Source organism: Mycoplasmopsis lipofaciens ATCC 35015, assembly GCF_000686585.1.
GTDB classification, from domain to species: Bacteria; Bacillota_I; Bacilli_A; order Mycoplasmatales; family Metamycoplasmataceae; genus Mycoplasmopsis; species Mycoplasmopsis lipofaciens.
The window spans coordinates 61,489-79,451 of sequence record NZ_KK365990.1 but is presented as its reverse complement, the minus strand read 5'-3'; the positions used below and the strand labels follow the sequence as shown (position 1 = coordinate 79,451).

The following is a 17,963-nucleotide window of genomic DNA, read 5'->3' as shown; positions in this document are numbered from 1 at the left end:
TTTTATTATCTGTCTGATGTTTTATTCGCGTAAGGAATAACATGAACATGAGTATGAAAAATTGTTTGATCCGCACTCTCGCCAGTATTAATTAAAATTTTAAAACCTGGAATATTTTTATCTAAAACTTCTTGTTTAGCTAATTTTCTTGCAATATTTATTAAATGTGCCGCTGTTTCACTATCTGTCTCAACAATATTTTTGCTTCTTACTTTAGGTACAACTAAAAAGTGTCCTGGTTGTAATGGAAATTTATCATAAAATGCTACACAAATATCATCTTCATAAATAAAGTTTGCAGGTATTTCACGATTAATAATTTTTAAAAAAATATCATTCATATTTTAATCCTCAATTACTACAAACTCGCTATTTTTAACAGCATCGGTTAAAGTTTTATCAATTTTTGATAATTTAATTTTATAACCCAATTTAGCAAAAGCAGATTTAGCTGTTTTAATTAATGAATCAGAATCTTTTAAATAAAATACATATGATAAAACATCTAGTTTATCTTTGTATATAGTTTTTTCAAATGAAAGTAATTTAGTTATTTTCTTTTTATTTTTATTTTCCACATTCTCTGGCAATTCAATTTCTTTATCCAAAATAGGAGCTATTTGATTCAAATAAACAACAACGGCTTCATTGGAAATACTTGAATTATTTTTATATGGATTGTAGCCTGAATTCAAATTAGATTCATTTACAAGTGTTCCACCATTTGGTTCGTAAAAACCAGAAAACTCATTAGCATTTTTGTGAATTAAATTTTCATAACTTCATTCTAATGTGTATGAAGGATTTAATTCAAATCCAGCATAACCACGTAATTGTTTATCAAAAGAATTACTTGTAATAGTTTCAAAAGAATTAACCATTTTATTATATTCAGGAGTAGATTCTAAAAATTGATTAAAACTATCTACACCATCAATTTTTTGATAACCTTTAATAAAAAAGTCATCACTATTCGCTGCTTCTTTTGTTGATCTTTTTCAAATTTGCACCATTTTTTTACTCATAGCATATTTTGTTAAAAAATAATTTTTCAATTCATATTTTAAATAACTAGAAGTATATTGAAAATCACTTTCTACTTTTTCAATTTCTTCCTTAGTTGAAATTGAAAAATATTTTTTAACAAATAGTAATTTTTCAATTTCATCTCTAATTCCTGTTTCTTGATTTTTTCAATAAATAGCAAACATTTCATTTGTGGGTATTTCGTTTAAACCCAAAAATTTAAGTTTAATTTCATCTTCAGGACTAAAATATCCATTCTTTTTTCATTCAATTTGTTTAGAAGCAAAATATTTTGAATCTTTGCTTAATTTTTCTCTTGCATAGATTTCAAAAGCTAAATTATTATCCTTCCTAAATTCTGAGGTTTGATCATCAAATTTTTTAATTAAAGCATCATCTAAATCTAATACGTTAGAAGAAGAAACTCCATATAATGCAGCTAATGTCATTGTTTTTCATCTTTTATCCAATTCGGTAGGCAATTGCGCAAGTTTATTTTCTTGTTCTATTTTTTCAACCGTTTTAATTTCCTTACCACATGAAATAGCAACCAAAGGTAACGAAGATATAGATAATAATGAACCTAATTGTAATATTTTTTTGTTTAATTTCATTTCATGTCCTTTCTTATTTAAATATCTTTATTAACTCTTTTAGTTTTTGCATCATAATCTTGTTTGCTGGTGTATCTACGCCAGAAACTGGTTGCTTATTGTCTGCAAAATATACAATATCATCTTTAATTTCAAAATCAGCATTAATATTACTATTAGCTTTATTTTTCATTCAAGAATCTAGTGAAGTAACAATATTTAATTGTTGTTGTTCCTTATCACCTAAAATTATTGATTTATTATAAGCAATTAACGAATCAATAATTTCTTGTGTATATTTATTTTTAGTTTCATCTTTTATCATTTCGCCATTTTTATCCAATGCATAGATATTAGTTTGTTTAAGTAAATATTCCACAAAATCAGAGTCATGCAACATAATATCATTTACAAGATTATTATTAGTTAAACTGCCATCTAATACTTTTAGTGCGTTGTAACGTACTCCAGATAGATTTTTAAATTTCTTTTCAAGTTGAAAATCATTTTTCAACATATTCATTAATGTTTTTTTATAATCTCCAGAGTTATATTCATCAACACTCTTAATATAGAGCAATTGAATCCCTTTTGTTGTTAATATAACTTTAATATCGTTATTATCTTTTAGTTTATACACAGAATGAACTTTGCCATCTGCTGTTTCAAATAATTGTGAAAGTGGTTTAATGATTTTATTTTTAAATTCTTCGCTATATAAACCTGTTTTGTTTTCTTCATTAGCATCATCAAACATTTTTTTAATCTTTTCGTTAAATTTAGAAACTTCTGCTTGTTTTTCTTCTTTAGTTGTTAAACCATTAAAATCAGGAGCAGCAACGCCTAAAGATGTTCGAATATCATCAAGAGTTTTAAATAAATCTATTTCTGGCAATGCATTGGTATTGTGTAATACATCTGACATAATTGCAATTCCTTCTTCTATTGATGAAGTATCTGAAAGTAATTTTAGTAGAGATGTTAAACCTTTTGTTCCTCAATTATTTTTGACATCAGCATCATCGCTTGAAAGTTTAGTAAGTATTGTACTATATGTTACAGCTTTGGGCGGTAATTGATTTGAATTATTATTAATAGCTAATTCAACATATTCATCAAAAGGTTTAAAATTATCTTTAATCATAGTTGTAGAAGATTTAGCCTCAATATCATTGCTATCAATAGGTCAATAGAACATTAGCTTTTTCATTGTGTCTTTAGCTACATTCCATTGTTCATTAGCATTGGTTTTTTTGTTAGGCACAATACCCGGAAATGTAAATTGCGAAATAATATAAGCATTATCATTTTTATAATAATGTTCTAAAAATTTATCAGCACTTTTATATTTATCATTCATAATGAAACTTTCACTCATAAAAGGCATAAAATTATCGTTAAATTCGAAATAATTTTTATCTTTAACATAAAAAGGAAATACTAAATCGCCCTTATGGTATTTAATTTTCGATGTGTCTGGTTCACCATTTTCATTCAATTCATAAATATCACTATTAGCTGTTCTGCCAATAGATTCTTTATTAAAATTCTTTTCAAGTCTAAAACGACGCAAAGCTGCATTTTGAATGTCTTTAAATACTTGATAATCTACTGCTTCTTCAATTGTTTTGGCACCATCATAGTTATTAATAAGTTGGCTATTAAATTGAGTTTCTCAATTAGAAAAACCAAATTGTTTTTGAATATTTTTCTTAATATCCAATAAGTTATTTCTATAAGAATCCTTCAATTCATCAATACTTTTTAATCTAATAGTTTCATTAGTTTTTTCACCTGGTTTTAATGATGCATTTCATAACCTTTGATATTCGCGCGATGCTTTTGCTTCTTTTTCATAAAGATAAAATTTCGCTAAACGGTTAACTTGTTCTAGTTGTTTTTTTAAATTTTTTCTATCCTTTTGAAGATCTTGTAATTTTAAATCTTTAATTGTATATTCGATTTTTTTAGTTTTATCATTAGGGTCAGTGAATGAAAATACAACAGTTTCACTAGGTAATGCTTTTATATATTTAGATTTAGTTGAATTTACTACCAATGGTATTGTAATACCTGTGACAATTGCGCTTGCTAAAACAGCTGAAAAAATCATTATTTTTCCGCTTTTTCTTTTTTTATTTTTTTGAAGTTGATTTTGATTTTCTTGTGCTGCGTTTTTATTTGTTAATCGCTCAAAAAAACCTTGTTTCTTTTTAGCCATAAAAACTTCCTTTCAATTTTTAACGAATGTTATATAAATTAATAGTTTTAATTATATATTAAAATTTTATTAGTATACTATTAATAGATAATTTATAATTTAATTAATATGGATGAATATAGATTACTTGAAACTTGAAACACATTAAAAAATATAATAAAAAATGAAAAAATATTTTATTCAATTAGTAAGGAAACGCTAAAACAGATAAAAACAAATAAAAAACTAAATTTTCAAAATTTTCAATTAGTGATTTATTGAAAAGATTTCATTTTATTGAAACAAAAATATAAACATATGTTTTATGATAGTATTTTAGAAAAAGATAGAAGTCTTGCGCCTTTTTTCAAAATTAATAATAATAAAATATTTTTAAATTTAATTGTTGATACTACTAAGGAAAACATTGAAAAATTGTATATCTTAAAAAATTATAAAAAACTTATATATTTTGGCGATTCCAAGAGACCGCTATGAATTAAAATGTTTACAAATAAAAAAAATTTTTCACTTCTTAACATAATTAATTTATTACATGAAAATAGATATTTAAAATACATTGTATTAAATTCTAATCTTAATAAATTTGCTATTTATGACAATTTAAATATAAATGACATTAAAAAAATTAAATATGATAATTATTTTTTTGATTACTTAAAAGAATTTGACGAATAAAACTGTTTTTAAGATATAAATAAAAAGTGGTTTACCCCACTTTTTTAAATAATTGTTGTACTTTCAGTAGTTCTTTCTTGAATAACATATTTTGATTTAATTTCATTTATTAGTTTTTTATTTTCTTTATCATTTAAAAATGAATTATATGATTCTTTCGAACTTCAACGTTCAATTAACAAGAAAATAGATTCATTCTTTCATGCTCCATCAATAGATAAATTTAATTCCTCTTTTTTGGTTGTATAAATAAAATTCCTTATTTCAGTAATAAAATCATTTTTTAAATCATTTTTTATTTTAAATGTTTTAGTAATTATATAAATCATTTTGTCCTTTCATTATCTTAAATATTTTGAGAAGCATCTTAATTATTAAATAATACCAAATTTATAAATAATTAAGTTATAGGTATATTAAAATATATTGCTTTAAATATTATTTTTATAATAATATTACTATAAAATTAAATCATTATGAATGATAAACAAAAAAAAATAATTAATTTGTTAAAACAATTTATTGAAATTTGCGAAACAAATAATTTAAAATATTCTGTCTTTTATGGCACTTTATTGGGAGCTATAAGACACAATGGAATAATTCCGTGAGATGATGATGTTGACGTAATAATTGATTACAAAACATATCAATTTTTAAAAGAAAACTATCCGCACATGATAAAACATAATCAAAACAGCAAAAACTGATTATTGTATCCTAAATTTACAAATGAAAAAGAAAACGAAATAGAACCGGCTTTTATCGATTTATTTATAGTAGTTACAACTAATAGAGAAAAAATAAAAAAATACTTGAAAATTAAAAATAAAATAAGAATTTTAAATAATTTTAGTAATCGTAAAATGTTTAAAATTCAATGAGGGGCAAGATTGTCTAAGGCATTTTTATGATGAACCTGAGCTAGTAAAAAACTTAGTATTGAGGAAGCTTACAATATATTATATGAACCAAATAGCAATATTGAGCATGTCATAAATTTTCCCATGAAAAAAATAACAGAAAAAAACACATACAATAATTTAAATATTTTAGAAACTTGTGAACATAATTTTGAGAACTTCACGGTTAAAATTCCTAAAAAATATGAAGAAATCTTAATTAAAGAATATGGATTAAACTGACAAACTCCAAAAAAATTTAAACATTCTGAGCATTTAGGATTATATGATATGAAAATTTTTTGCAAAAAAGAAAAGTAAAAATGATTAATTAAACTATTTCATAAGGAAAAAAGTAAAAAATAAATATAAAGTTATATAATTAATATTTCATAAATATTTAAGATAAGGAGTCTAAATGCCAATAAACCCCGTTTTTAACAAATGAAAAAAAAATAAATCTAATGATGATAATTTTGTCAATAATTTACTAAGACTAAATTCTCATAATGAAAATGAAATTAATAAAAAATTTGCTAATCAATTAAAATTTATAAATAATAAAATTATTGCCCAAATTGGTGTTGGAACAGATTTAATCAATGAATATACTATAACTGCATTGGCATATTCAATTTCAGACAAACTTTTAAACTTAAATGAAAATAACAAAGAACTTAAAGTCTTTGTTGCTGCTGGCATGTCTTTTCATAGTAAATTATATTCAAGTATATTTGCTCGTGTTTTTTATGAAAAAGGTATTCAACCAATTATTTTTGAACATTCAGAGGAATATCCAACAACATTAAAATGAACAGCTGTAAGAGAATCCAATGCAGTTGCATGTGTTTCAATGAATCATTATAAATTTCATAAAAATATTATGGAAATTTCATTTAATTGAAAAAACGGTAATCCATTTAGTTCTAGCGATGTTTTAAGTATTGGCGGTAGATTAAATTCAATTAATTATCTAGCATTAGACATCCCTAATAAACCTATAGAATACATTTATAGCTATTCATTTAATTCTTACAAGGAACAAATTAAAAAACAATATTGTAACTTAAAAAATGAATTTTTGAGTGAAAATGAATATGGCATTGATATTTCCAAAGTCAAATCCACAGAATTTTATGATGAACTTTTTAATCATTTAAATATTAATAAATATTTTGTAAAAAGAAAAAAAGATGCTCATTGAACAAATATGGACAATCAAAAATACTTAAACAAAGTCTCTTTTCATAGCATGTTTAGAAAAACAAAAGCTAATTTTGCTATATCACAAAATGGAGAAAGTATTAATTTGTGTATAAAACATAAAAAAACTTACAAATATTTTAAAACAGATGAAATAGCAGCTTTATATTTAAATTTTTTACTAAATGATGATAATAATTTCAATAAAAATGAATTGCATAAATCATTTATTGCCAAAAGCATGTCAATAGGTTCATTAACCAAATATATTGCAATAAAACATAATATTGATGTAAAAGAATTTGTTCAGGACGAAGAATTATGATCAATTTGCGAAAAAGAACCAAACAAAAAATTACTTTTTGCCTATACAAAAAATAATCAATTTGTTCCAAATAATAGAATCGATAATACTTATGATGCTACACATTTTTTATTTGAATTAATAAGAATGATTAATTTTTATAGCACCAAAAACATTACACTTTATGATAAATTACAACAACTTTATTTAGAATATAAAAAACGCGTTACAAATATTAAATTATTTAATATTGACGATGAAACAGCGAATAGATTCATCAAAAGAATTTTAAATGCTAAAACAATTGGTAAATATAAAATCTTGAATTATAAAAAAACACAATCATCAATAATTACTAATGGCAATATTAATTTGAAATTATATTTTGAAAGTAACGATAATATAAATATTTATTATAACTTAGTAGATAAAAAAATAGAAATATCAAGCGAAACTATTGCAAAAGATAATACAGAAGAAGAATATTTAAATGCAATCGTTAGAGAAAGAGAAATATTTGATAGTATTTTAGAACTAAAGGAAGAATTTAAAGTTAAAAAATTAACGGCTTGATCTTTTTTAAAGTATTTCTTATTCATTTTAATATTTGTCGGGATCTTCATTTTTCTATTTAACTCAGTTTATAATTTTAAAAATAATGGAACTATAGGAAAAGGTAATTTTAGTGCAATATTTGGCAAGATTGTCGACTATATTACATACAATAAAAAAACGCGTATTGCCTTTCTGTTTATGTGTTTAGTACCACTGGTTTATACTTTCTTTAATGCTTTAATATTAAAAAGATTAATGCATTTTCAAGGAGAAAAAACTAAATTTATAGATTTATGAATAGGAAGTTTTATTGGTATCGTTGTTCAAAATATTACACCTAAATCAATTGGTGGAGACATTGCAACTTATTGATATTTAAGAAGACGAAAAATAGCACGACCTTCCCTTATATCGTCAATAATAATGAATACATTTGTTTGACAAATAGTTAATATTATTTTAGTTGTAGTCTTTGTTCCAATCGGAATTGTATTCTACAAAGATATCTTTTCTAGTCCATCAAATCCTAGTGTATCAATCTTTATTACTTTTTTAATTTTAGGAATTGTTATTGATACAACATTTGCATCTTTATTTTTATTCATTTCATTAAGTAAAAAAATGCAAAAATTTTTCTTAAAAATTGTTTTAGGATTTTTCGAATGATTACCATTTATACATATTTATGATATTGAAAATAAAAAAGCAAAATACGAATATGAAATTTATCAAGTTAGAAATGGATTAAAAAAGACATTCAAAAAGTGATATTATTTTGTTGAAATATTGTTTTACAAATTAATAGTATGAGGAATTACTCCTATTGCTATTTTTGTAAAAGCTGCCGATATAATTCAACCTAATTTAGTTGGTGGATGATACTTTAATATAACAATTTCTGGTATTTTAGTAAGAAGCGTAAATTCATTTTCTCCTACGCCAGGAGGAACGGGAACGGCAGATTATTTCTTTAAAACTCTATTCTATATAGTATTAAAACCAGGCAAAGATCCAATAGGAAATTTAGTTCCAGAACAAAGAATTTCAATCATTACTGCTATACAAACAATGGGAACAGTTTTAATTCCTTCAATTTTTTCATTGATTATGTTAATAATTGTATTTATAGGCGAAAAAAGAGTATATGTTTATGAAGCAAGAGAAAAAAATATGAAACTAATCAACAATAAAAATCTAATTGTAAATTATAGAACAAAAACTCGTTTTTATAAGATAGCTTACACATTATATACATTAATTTTAGTGATTGTTTCATCTATATTTATATTTATTTAAAGTTAAGGGAGATGAATATGAGACATAAACCAATCGATAAAGAAAAACATAAGCAAATGATGGATGAAGTTAAAGAACTATTAATTGAAGTAATGACAAATATAGAAAAAATGAATGGTAAAGGTGCTGTTGCATATGGAAGTCTTCTTGGGCTTGTAAGAGAAAAACAACTAATTGAATACGATTCTGATGGTGATATTATTGTTGATTATGAAACTTATTTAATGCTAAAAGAAAAGTATCCAAATCGTATTATTGATACTGAAAACAGTAAAAATCCTTATATTATTCCTAAATGAGTTAAAGAAAATTATGATTTAAAAAATAGATATGAACCATCAATAGATATTTTTGTCCTTGCAAAAACAACATTACATAGATATAAAAATTGAGTTCATGATCCAAAAATTGGTTTGCGAATATATAAAACTATGACAAATAGAGATTATTACTTTAGAAAAAAAACTTATTATAAAATTGCAAAAATATTTTTTAAATTAATATTTTGACTTAAAGACTATTCGGTTACTGAAGCAATTGAATATTTAGAAAAAAATATTAAACATGCAACACTTGGAATTGTTTTACATAAACACAAATTTAACAAAAAAGTTTTACGTGACGATACAATTCTTGATCCAAATGATTTGAATGATTTAGGATACATTGAACTTGATGGACATAAATTATTAACATTTAAAAATCCAATAAAATATTTAGAACATTGATATGGTTTAAATTGAAAAAAACCTATAAAATGTAAGAGGTCTAATTATTATGGATTATTTGAATTATATTAAGAAGAGGTTATTATGATAAAAAACGCAATTATATTTGCAGCTGGTAAAGGAACTAGACTTTCACCACTTACTGAATACACACCAAAGCCTTTAATTAAAGTGTCGTCAGGTGAAGATAATTTAAGAGAACCAATTATTGAAAGAAATATTAAATTTTTAATCGAATCTGGTATTAAAAAAATCACTATCGTTGTGGGTTATTTAGCAGAACAGTTTAATTATTTAAAAACTAAATACAACGTCAATATTATTAAAAATGAAAAATATAATGAAGAAAATAACATTTCATCTTTGGCTGTTTCTTTAAATGAAATTGAAGATACTTTATATATTGAGGGTGATATTTATTTAAAAAGAAATATTATCAAAGACTTAATTCAACAAATTGAAGATAAAAACTATGAATCAGTATTTTTTGGTTCAAAAGATGCTGGAGCAAATGAGTGAGCTTATGTTATTAAAAATAACAAAATAATTAAACATAAATTAATAACATTAAAAGAAGAAGATTATAAATGAACCGGATTTGCTTTCTTATCTAAATCGCTATGTGACAAAATTAGAGAAAATTTTAAAGAATATTATAAAAATTATAAAAATAAACAAAGTTATTTTGAAACATTTATTTGAACTTTGAAAGAAACTATATGACTAGGGCAAATTGATAAAAATGATTTTTATGAATTGGATAATTTTAGTGATTTAGTTAAAATTGATGATTTTTATAAAACGCAAGATGAAATTAAATTATGAACTCCTGGTCCAACAAATATTGATAATAATATTGGTTCATTATTTTTAAAAGGAATAGTTCATCATAGATCTCAGCTCGCTGTATATTACATCAAATCTCTTGTTGAAAAACTTAAAAGATTATTTGAAACTAAAAAAGGGCTACCATTATTAATTACTGCAAGCGGCACAGGAATTATGGAAGCCACTATACAAAACTTAATCAATGAAGGAGATGAAGTAATTGCTATTTCTTCAGGTGATTTTGGAGATAGATTTATTGAACTTTTAGAATTGTATAAGGCCAAAATTCACAAATTTAGATACCCAAATAACACTTCGTATAATATTAATGATTTTAAAGATCTTATACCTAAAGTAAAAGCTGTATTTATTACACATCATGAAACTTCCACTGGTGTTTTACATAATATTGAGCAAATTGGAAATCTTACAAAAAACACAGATACATTATTTATTGTAGATAGCGTTAGTTCAATCGTAAACGAAGAATTAAAATTTGATGAATGAGGTATTGATGCAGCCTTTGCTTCATCAGCGAAAGCATTTTCTTTAGCCCCAGGTTTTTCAGTTGTATGTTTATCAGAAAAAGCAATAGAAAAAAGTAAAGAATGTAAAAACAAAAGTTATTATTTTAATTTTCAAAAATATATTGATACTTATCAAAATAAGAAACAAACACCTTTTACACCAGCTATTTCATTAATTGTTTCAATGAATGCATCAATAGAAATAATGGAAAATGTTTCTTATGAGAAAATAAGAATACAAAAACAAGAAATTTATGATTATCTTAATAGCAATTTAGAAAAATTAGGTTTTATAAATTCAATCCCTTTAGAAAATAGAACTAAATCTATGTTATGTATGACAGCTCCAGATAATTTGGATTGCTTAAAAATGCGCAATTATATTGCAAACAAAAAATTAATTTATTTTGAAGTTGGTAGAAATGAAATGGCAACAAAATCAATTAGAATTGGCATTTCTAACACTTTAAATATGGATGATGCTGTGAATCTTTATAAATCAATAAAAAATTACATCGGTTTAACTAACAATTAACTTATGACAAAAATATAGATAGCTTTTGCTATCTTTTTTTAATTCTTTCAAAACCGACTTTTTTCTTGTTTTTTTTTTTTTTTTGAAAGAATTAAAGTAGATACAAAAAAAACAAGGAGCACAAATGCAAGACAATATAGACGCAAAGCCAGTTTCAATAAGAGAAATGTTTAGCCTAGGGAAATATTCAAAATTTTATATTCCCGAATATCAAAGAGCTTATAAATGAGAAAATAAACAATGTGATAAATTGTGAAATGATATTATTGACTTTGATATAAATTCAAATGATAAATATTTTTTTGGAACCATAATTATTAATTCAGATAATTATGAAAAGGAATTGAATTTAATTGATGGACAACAAAGAACAACTACTTTCATTTTACTATTAAAAGCTCTATTAATGAATTTGGATATAAAAATTAATAAATTGAAAAATGACAAAAATGAAAATGACGAAAAAAGAGCTATTGAAAAATCTTTGGAAAGAAAAAAAGAATCAATATTACAATTACTATATAAAGCAAACGATAATAATATGGTATATTTTCTTCAAGATTTTGATGCTATGAAAAATACAAGTGATGTAATTTTAATAAACAAATCGCTATCTGAAATTTATAAAGACGATTTACAAAAAATATTATTTGCAAAAGATTTAAAAGAACTAGATAGCAACATAACAATAATAAAAAATAAACGAAAAGATAATAGATACACGAATTTTTATAAAAATTTTAAATTTTTTTATAACAAATTAGAAAACAAGGATTCGACAGAATTGATATCTTTTGCAGATAAATTTTTAGATAATTGTCAAATTTTGAAAATAAAAACATGAAATATAGATCAAGCAATATCAATGTTTAACTCATTAAATTCTGATGGCCTACCATTAGAAGTCGCCGACATTTTAGCAGCAGAATTGATGATTTATGTTAATAATGATGATAATAATGATTTCAAAAAGAAATGATTTGAAATAGTAGAATTAGTAGATGAATTAGACAAAGAACAGATTTCCAATATGGATTCAATTCTTTTGCAACAAATGTATATTAATAGATCTATTGCTAAAGACTATTCTGGTGAATCATATGAAAACATTAGTACATATACACCAGGAATAAGAGCTTATTATTTGGAACAAAATCGAGACATTTTAAAACAGCCTTTACAATTAATAAATAATTTATTACATTTAATTAAAATATGACACAAGATTAAAGATTTTACAATATCAAAGCTTTGCTTTAAATTTAATCAAAATATAAAAATTTTTATGATTTCTTATTTAAGTAAATTTAAATTAGAAGATATAAACGAAGAAAAAGTTAAAGAGATAGCTATACCTTTACTAAAACTTTTCACAATTTTAGAACTGGTTGAAATTGGATATTCAAGTAGCAAATTTAAATCATTTTTATTCAAGTTAAATTTATTTTCCGTAGATGATAATTACAATGTTAGCGACATAAATAAAATGGTAAATGAGCACATTAACACAACATGAAAAAGAGAACAAATTAATCAACTTTTAAACACTTACTCAAAAAATGTATTAGTTTACTTAAATGAATATCTTATTTCTCAAGAAAGGAACATGTCATTAAATTTAAACAAATCAAATGATGTGGAACACATTTTACCTAAAGTAATTTGACGAGCAAATGATGATAAATATGATGATTACATTGATTCATTAGGTAATAAAATAGTTTTAGAGAGACCTATTAATAGAGGTTTTTCAGAAGAATGATTTCCATTTAAATTAGAAAAATATAAAAATAGCATTTATCCAATGGCTCGAAAAATTTGAGAAGATTTTTCAATTAAAAATTCTCAAGACTCATCTGAAAACAAGATCAAATGAGATATTGATGAAATAAACAATAATGAAAAAGAAATAATTGAAAGAATAATGAAATTTATATTTGACTAATAAAATTACAAATTAAAAGCAGGTATAATTCCTGCTTATTTTTATAACATAAATTAAAACCGGATTTACATAAAATATAAATTTAAAATAAGCGCTATTTTAATCTTGAAAATAATAAATACTTTTCATCTGTAATAATATTATCAAATTTAGAAAAATCTTTTATTCTGTCTTCGGTAAAACCATCAATATGAAGAGCATTAGCAACTTCACTTATTTTATTAGGTAAAGAAATTTGTAAAGCTCAAGATACAGCATAAATTCCATTTAAAAGACGAACAAGAATATGTTGTAACTCTTCTAAATTGTTAGTTAATTTTCAAGGGGCTGTTTCATCAATATATTTATTTAAATTTGATGATAATTCTATTATTTTTTTATAACCTTTATCAATTTTAAAATTATCCATTTCTTGTGAAAAAATAGATGAAAAATCTAAAATATTTTTTTCAATATCATTGTGAATTTTTTTACTACTTTTACTATAAATTAACCCTTTTGGAAAAGAATTATGAATCATTTTTAAAGTTCTTGAAACTAAATTACCATAATTATTAACAAGATCAGCATTGACAATATCTTTTAATTTTTCTTCACTAAAATTAGCATCTTCACCAAAAATAATTTGTGATGCAAAAAAATATTTAATCATTTCAGGATGATATTTTTGAAGTAAATATTCGGGAGCAATAACATTATTTAATGACTTAGACATTTTTCGTCCTTCTTTGTCTCTTAACAAACCATGACTAACAATATTATTAGGTAATCTTAAATTGATGGCTTTTAAAAACATAGGTCAATAAACAAAATGAAATCTAGAAATTTCCTTACCTAAAATATGTACAATTTCATCACCTTTTTCTCAAAACTTAACAAAATCATCACTTGGATTATTTAAATCAAAACCTAATGCACTTACATAATTAAACAACGCATCTAGTCAAACATACAATGTGTGTTTATTATCTTCATTAATTGGTATTGCTCATTCAACATTGGTTCTTGTAACAGACAAGTCCTCTAAACCTTCATTAACAAAATTACTAAAAATTTCATCTAAAACTTTTTTAGGCAACAAAAATTTGGGATGTTCATTAACATATTTTTTTCATCATGATTCCATTTTCTTAATATTAAAAAAATAACTTTCTTCACTCATTTTCACTAATTTATGACCACTTGATGGATGATAATATTCTCCATCTTCTTTTTGAATAGCTTGATTTTTAGATAAGAATTCTTCATCTTCTACTGAATATAAACCTTCATATTGGCCTTTATAAATGTAGCCATTATTTAAAAATCAAGAAAAAACGTTTTTTACTATTTTTTCATGGTTTTTGTTGGTTGTACGACTAAAATAATCAAATTCTATATCTCATTGTTTTCAAATTTCTTTATAATTTTCTACCAAATTATCAACAAATTCTTTTGGACTTTTATTAGCATTTTTAGCTTTATTTTGTATTTTTTGACCGTGTTCATCACTTCCAGTTAAGAATTTAACCTCATATCCTTTTGCTTTTTTGTAATTTTTAATAGTTCAAGCCATAATTGTGCAATAAAGATGACCAATATGTAAAGGTCCTGAAGCATAATAAATTGGTGTTGTAATATAAAATGTTTTCTTTTTCATTTTAACTCCTACTATTCTTTTATTTTTAAAGGTTTATACAATGCTTTAATTTCTTCTAAATAATAATGCTCTTTTTTATTATTAGAGTCATGCAAATACAGATTTGGTAAAAAATGAACACCTCATCCCGCTTGATATCTACCTTCAACTAAAACTAATTTGGGTTTATCATTTATTCTTGGAATAATAAATTGCACTCTCTTTGGTTCAAATTTATACTTTCTCATTAAGCAAAAACAATCCACTAAACGCTCAACTGGAATAACTAAGGATAAATAACCTTTTTGTTCAATTAATTTTGAGGAACCATAAATAATTTGTTCTAAATTAATTTTATATTCATGAGTTGCAATTAACATTTCATCGCTAACTTTTGAATTTTTTTTAGTATTTTCTAATGTATAAAATGGTGGATTGCAAACAATAGAATCATATTTAGGATTAGCATTTTTATTATGTTTAATAACAAAATCATTAAAATCAATATTTATAACTTTTATTTGTTTATTTTTTTTGTTTAATTTAATATTTTTTTCTGCAAGTTCGCATGCTTTTTGTTGAATTTCAATTGCATCAATTTTAAGTTTTTGACTTCTTTCTGAAATAAAAATTGATAATGCTCCATTGTTAGTTCCTATTTCAAGCATATTTTCAATTTTATTATTTAAAAATACAAAATTACCTAACATTATTGTATCTACTGAATAATTAAACATATTTTTATCTTGGTAGACATATAAATTAGAATCAAAACCTAATGAATTTTTAACTAAATTTCTTGTTTCTTTGTTTTCCATTATTGCCTTTTATTTTTTTATTTTTAGAATCATATCTAAATGTTTTGTTTTGCAAATCATTTAGATATTTATCATAAAGATTTTCTAATACGGCATCAACTTTACCAGTTGACATATCAGCATCTACAATAACAACATTTACATAATCGCCTAATTTATAGCTATTTTTGCTACCTACTAATTTAGTTCCAATCTCATTTAATTTATATTCATCATCAGTCATAGTTGAAATATGAATTAAAGCTTCTGTTTTATTATCAAATTGAACAAACATTCCAAATTTTAAAACACTTATAATTTGTCCTCTCATTATTGTTCCAATTTTATTAACATAAAACTCAGCATATTTTAAATCATTAGTATCTCTCTCAATTTGCATAGCGTTTTGTTCCGTTTGTGAATTTCTTTCAGCAAATACTGGTAATATTTCATTGTAATGTTGAATATTTTTCTTATTTTTTTCAAAAATAACATCTCTAATTATTCTATGAACAACTAAATCTGGATAACGTCTAATTGGACTTGTAAAATGACAATAGTCTACACTAGCTAAGCCAAAATGACCAATATTATTAGGACTATAACATGCTTTCTGCATAGTTCTTAAAAAAAGCATTTTTAAAAAATCATCATTTCTTTGTTCTTTTATTTTTTGAACAACACTTTGAAATGTTTTTGGCGTTATATTATTTTTATCTATTTTGACATGAATGTCTACTGAATTTAAAACATTAAGAAAATTATTAATTTTTTCTTCATCAGGTTTGTCATGAATTCTATATAACATTGGTATTTTTCTATCGGTTAAATATTTTGCAACTTGCTCATTGGCTCTAACCATAAAGTCTTCTATTAAGGCTTGTGAAAAACCACTCTCATCTATTTTAATATCAACTGTTTTTCCTGTTTGATCTAATATTATTTTTGGCTCTTGAATCTCAAAATCAATATAACCTTCTTCATTTTTTCTTGCTCTAATTAGTTTAGCTAATTCCACTGCATTATTTAGCATAATATTTAAATTATTATCTTCGAATTTTTCATTATTTTCAATAAATTGATTTACTCTATTGTATGTCAAACGATATTTAGAACATATTATACCAGGTACAATTTTCGATTCAATAGTTTCACCTTTATCATTAATTTTCATAATAATACTCATAGTAAAACGATCTTCATTTGGATTTAATGAACAAATACCATTTGATAATACTTTTGGTAACATAGGAATAACTTCATTAACTAAATAAATTGATGTCCCTCTATTTAAAGCCTCATTATCAATATCACTATTTTCCTTAACATAATATGAAACGTCAGCAATATGCACACCTAATTCATAATTACCGTCTTCTAATTTTTTTACAACTATTGCATCGTCAAAATCTTTTGTATCATCCCCATCAATAGTAACAATTAATTCATTTCTAAAATCAACACGATTATCTTTGTTTTCATATTCAATAGTAGATGGAATTAAATTAGCTTCATTAATAACTTGTTCTGGAAAATTTTCTGGAACATTTTTTTCTACTGTTAAAGCCTTTACATAACACATTGGATCATCAATTGAAGCGATTTTTCTAATTATATTTATGATAACTTTATCTTTTTTGAATTCTACAATTTCGGCTAAAACGACATCATTAAGACGCGCTTCGCTTACAATATCTTTAATAAAAAAATTTAATTTTTTGTAATCTTTTTTTATTGTTCTAAAAACTACGAAATTTTTATGTTGAACTAAAATACCAACAATTTTATTTGTCTTTCTTTGAATGATTTTATCTACCATTGCAAATGTTTTTGATTGATTAACATCATTATATTTAAAAACATTAATTTTCACAATATCATTATTCATGGCTTGATTGATAAATAGTCCTGGAATAAAATAACTTTCCTTGTTTTCCAAATTATTTTCTTCATCTACTACATCAACAAAAGCATATTTACCTTCAGAAGCTAATCTTATTTCGCCTTCAATAGTTTTAATCTTTTCAATTCCAGTATATGAATTATCAGAGTTTTTAACAACTTTATATTCATCTACTAATTCGAATAAAATATTCGTAAGTAAACGATTTTCAAATGGTTTAATCTTGAAATATTTAGCAATATCTAAAAAAGAAGAATTAGGGTTTTGTTTAATAAAGTCAAATAGTTGTTGTTTAGTGCACATA

The 17,963-nt window shown here is 23.7% G+C and carries 13 protein-coding genes; 6 read left to right on the top strand and 7 right to left on the bottom strand.

Going from position 1 to position 17,963, the window contains the following annotated elements; all coding sequences use genetic code 4:
- Positions 1 to 5: 5 nt before the first annotated feature.
- From hinT to T388_RS0103195, 3 genes are read right to left on the bottom strand one after another with little or no spacing between them, the layout of a single operon-like run.
- Positions 6 to 341, bottom strand: a complete 336-nt coding sequence (gene hinT, locus T388_RS0103205) for a histidine triad protein HinT (RefSeq protein ID WP_027120857.1) — start codon at positions 339 to 341, stop codon at positions 6 to 8.
- Positions 342 to 344: 3 nt separating this feature from the next.
- Positions 345 to 1,640 carry a HinT-interacting membrane complex lipoprotein P60 gene (locus T388_RS0103200; protein ID WP_027120856.1) on the bottom strand — a complete coding sequence of 432 codons (1,296 nt, stop codon included), beginning with the start codon at positions 1,638 to 1,640 and terminating at the stop codon, positions 345 to 347.
- Positions 1,641 to 1,653: 13 nt separating this feature from the next.
- Positions 1,654 to 3,840, bottom strand: a complete 2,187-nt coding sequence (locus T388_RS0103195; protein WP_027120855.1) for a HinT-interacting membrane complex protein P80 — start codon at positions 3,838 to 3,840, stop codon at positions 1,654 to 1,656.
- 108 nt (positions 3,841 to 3,948) lie between these two features.
- Between T388_RS0103195 and T388_RS0103190 the strand changes: the two genes are divergently transcribed.
- The gene (locus T388_RS0103190; RefSeq protein ID WP_027120854.1) at positions 3,949 to 4,518 is read left to right on the top strand and encodes a hypothetical protein; all 570 of its coding nucleotides are present in this window, start codon (positions 3,949 to 3,951) and stop codon (positions 4,516 to 4,518) included.
- A 44-nt stretch (positions 4,519 to 4,562) separates the two neighbouring features.
- Here T388_RS0103190 and T388_RS0103185 read toward each other — a convergent pair whose 3' ends face one another.
- Positions 4,563 to 4,847 (bottom strand): putative quinol monooxygenase, encoded by a 285-nt coding sequence (locus tag T388_RS0103185; protein ID WP_027120853.1) that lies wholly within the window; start codon positions 4,845 to 4,847, stop codon positions 4,563 to 4,565.
- A 147-nt stretch (positions 4,848 to 4,994) separates the two neighbouring features.
- Between T388_RS0103185 and mf1 (T388_RS0103180) the strand changes: the two genes are divergently transcribed.
- The 5 genes from mf1 (T388_RS0103180) (at position 4,995) to T388_RS03770 (ending at position 13,341) form a co-directional block, all read left to right on the top strand.
- The gene (mf1, locus tag T388_RS0103180) at positions 4,995 to 5,741 is read left to right on the top strand and encodes a diacylglycerol cholinephosphotransferase Mf1 (protein WP_027120852.1); all 747 of its coding nucleotides are present in this window, start codon (positions 4,995 to 4,997) and stop codon (positions 5,739 to 5,741) included.
- Positions 5,742 to 5,838: 97 nt separating this feature from the next.
- Positions 5,839 to 8,778 (top strand): lysylphosphatidylglycerol synthase domain-containing protein, encoded by a 2,940-nt coding sequence (locus tag T388_RS0103175; RefSeq protein ID WP_027120851.1) that lies wholly within the window; start codon positions 5,839 to 5,841, stop codon positions 8,776 to 8,778.
- Positions 8,779 to 8,795: 17 nt separating this feature from the next.
- Positions 8,796 to 9,578 (top strand): diacylglycerol cholinephosphotransferase Mf1, encoded by a 783-nt coding sequence (mf1, locus tag T388_RS0103170; RefSeq protein WP_027120850.1) that lies wholly within the window; start codon positions 8,796 to 8,798, stop codon positions 9,576 to 9,578.
- 12 nt (positions 9,579 to 9,590) lie between these two features.
- Positions 9,591 to 11,396 (top strand): aminotransferase class V-fold PLP-dependent enzyme, encoded by a 1,806-nt coding sequence (locus T388_RS03825; RefSeq protein WP_051586208.1) that lies wholly within the window; start codon positions 9,591 to 9,593, stop codon positions 11,394 to 11,396.
- A 124-nt stretch (positions 11,397 to 11,520) separates the two neighbouring features.
- Positions 11,521 to 13,341, top strand: coding sequence for a DUF262 domain-containing protein (locus T388_RS03770; RefSeq protein WP_051586207.1), 1,821 nt, complete (start codon positions 11,521 to 11,523; stop codon positions 13,339 to 13,341).
- A gap of 94 nt (positions 13,342 to 13,435) precedes the next feature.
- Here the strand turns inward: T388_RS03770 and metG are convergent, their stop codons facing one another.
- The 3 genes from metG to rnr are packed head-to-tail and all read right to left on the bottom strand — an operon-like array spanning position 13,436 to position 17,962.
- A complete protein-coding gene (gene metG, locus T388_RS0103155; RefSeq protein WP_027120848.1) occupies positions 13,436 to 14,980 on the bottom strand; it encodes a methionine--tRNA ligase in 1,545 nt (514 codons plus the stop codon).
- An 11-nt stretch (positions 14,981 to 14,991) separates the two neighbouring features.
- Complete coding sequence (locus T388_RS0103150; protein WP_027120847.1) at positions 14,992 to 15,777, bottom strand: tRNA1(Val) (adenine(37)-N6)-methyltransferase; 786 nt, start codon at positions 15,775 to 15,777, stop codon at positions 14,992 to 14,994.
- Positions 15,746 to 17,962 carry a ribonuclease R gene (gene rnr, locus T388_RS0103145; protein ID WP_027120846.1) on the bottom strand — a complete coding sequence of 739 codons (2,217 nt, stop codon included), beginning with the start codon at positions 17,960 to 17,962 and terminating at the stop codon, positions 15,746 to 15,748. The genes T388_RS0103150 and rnr overlap by 32 nt, the downstream gene beginning before the upstream one ends.
- Position 17,963 lies beyond the last annotated feature (1 nt).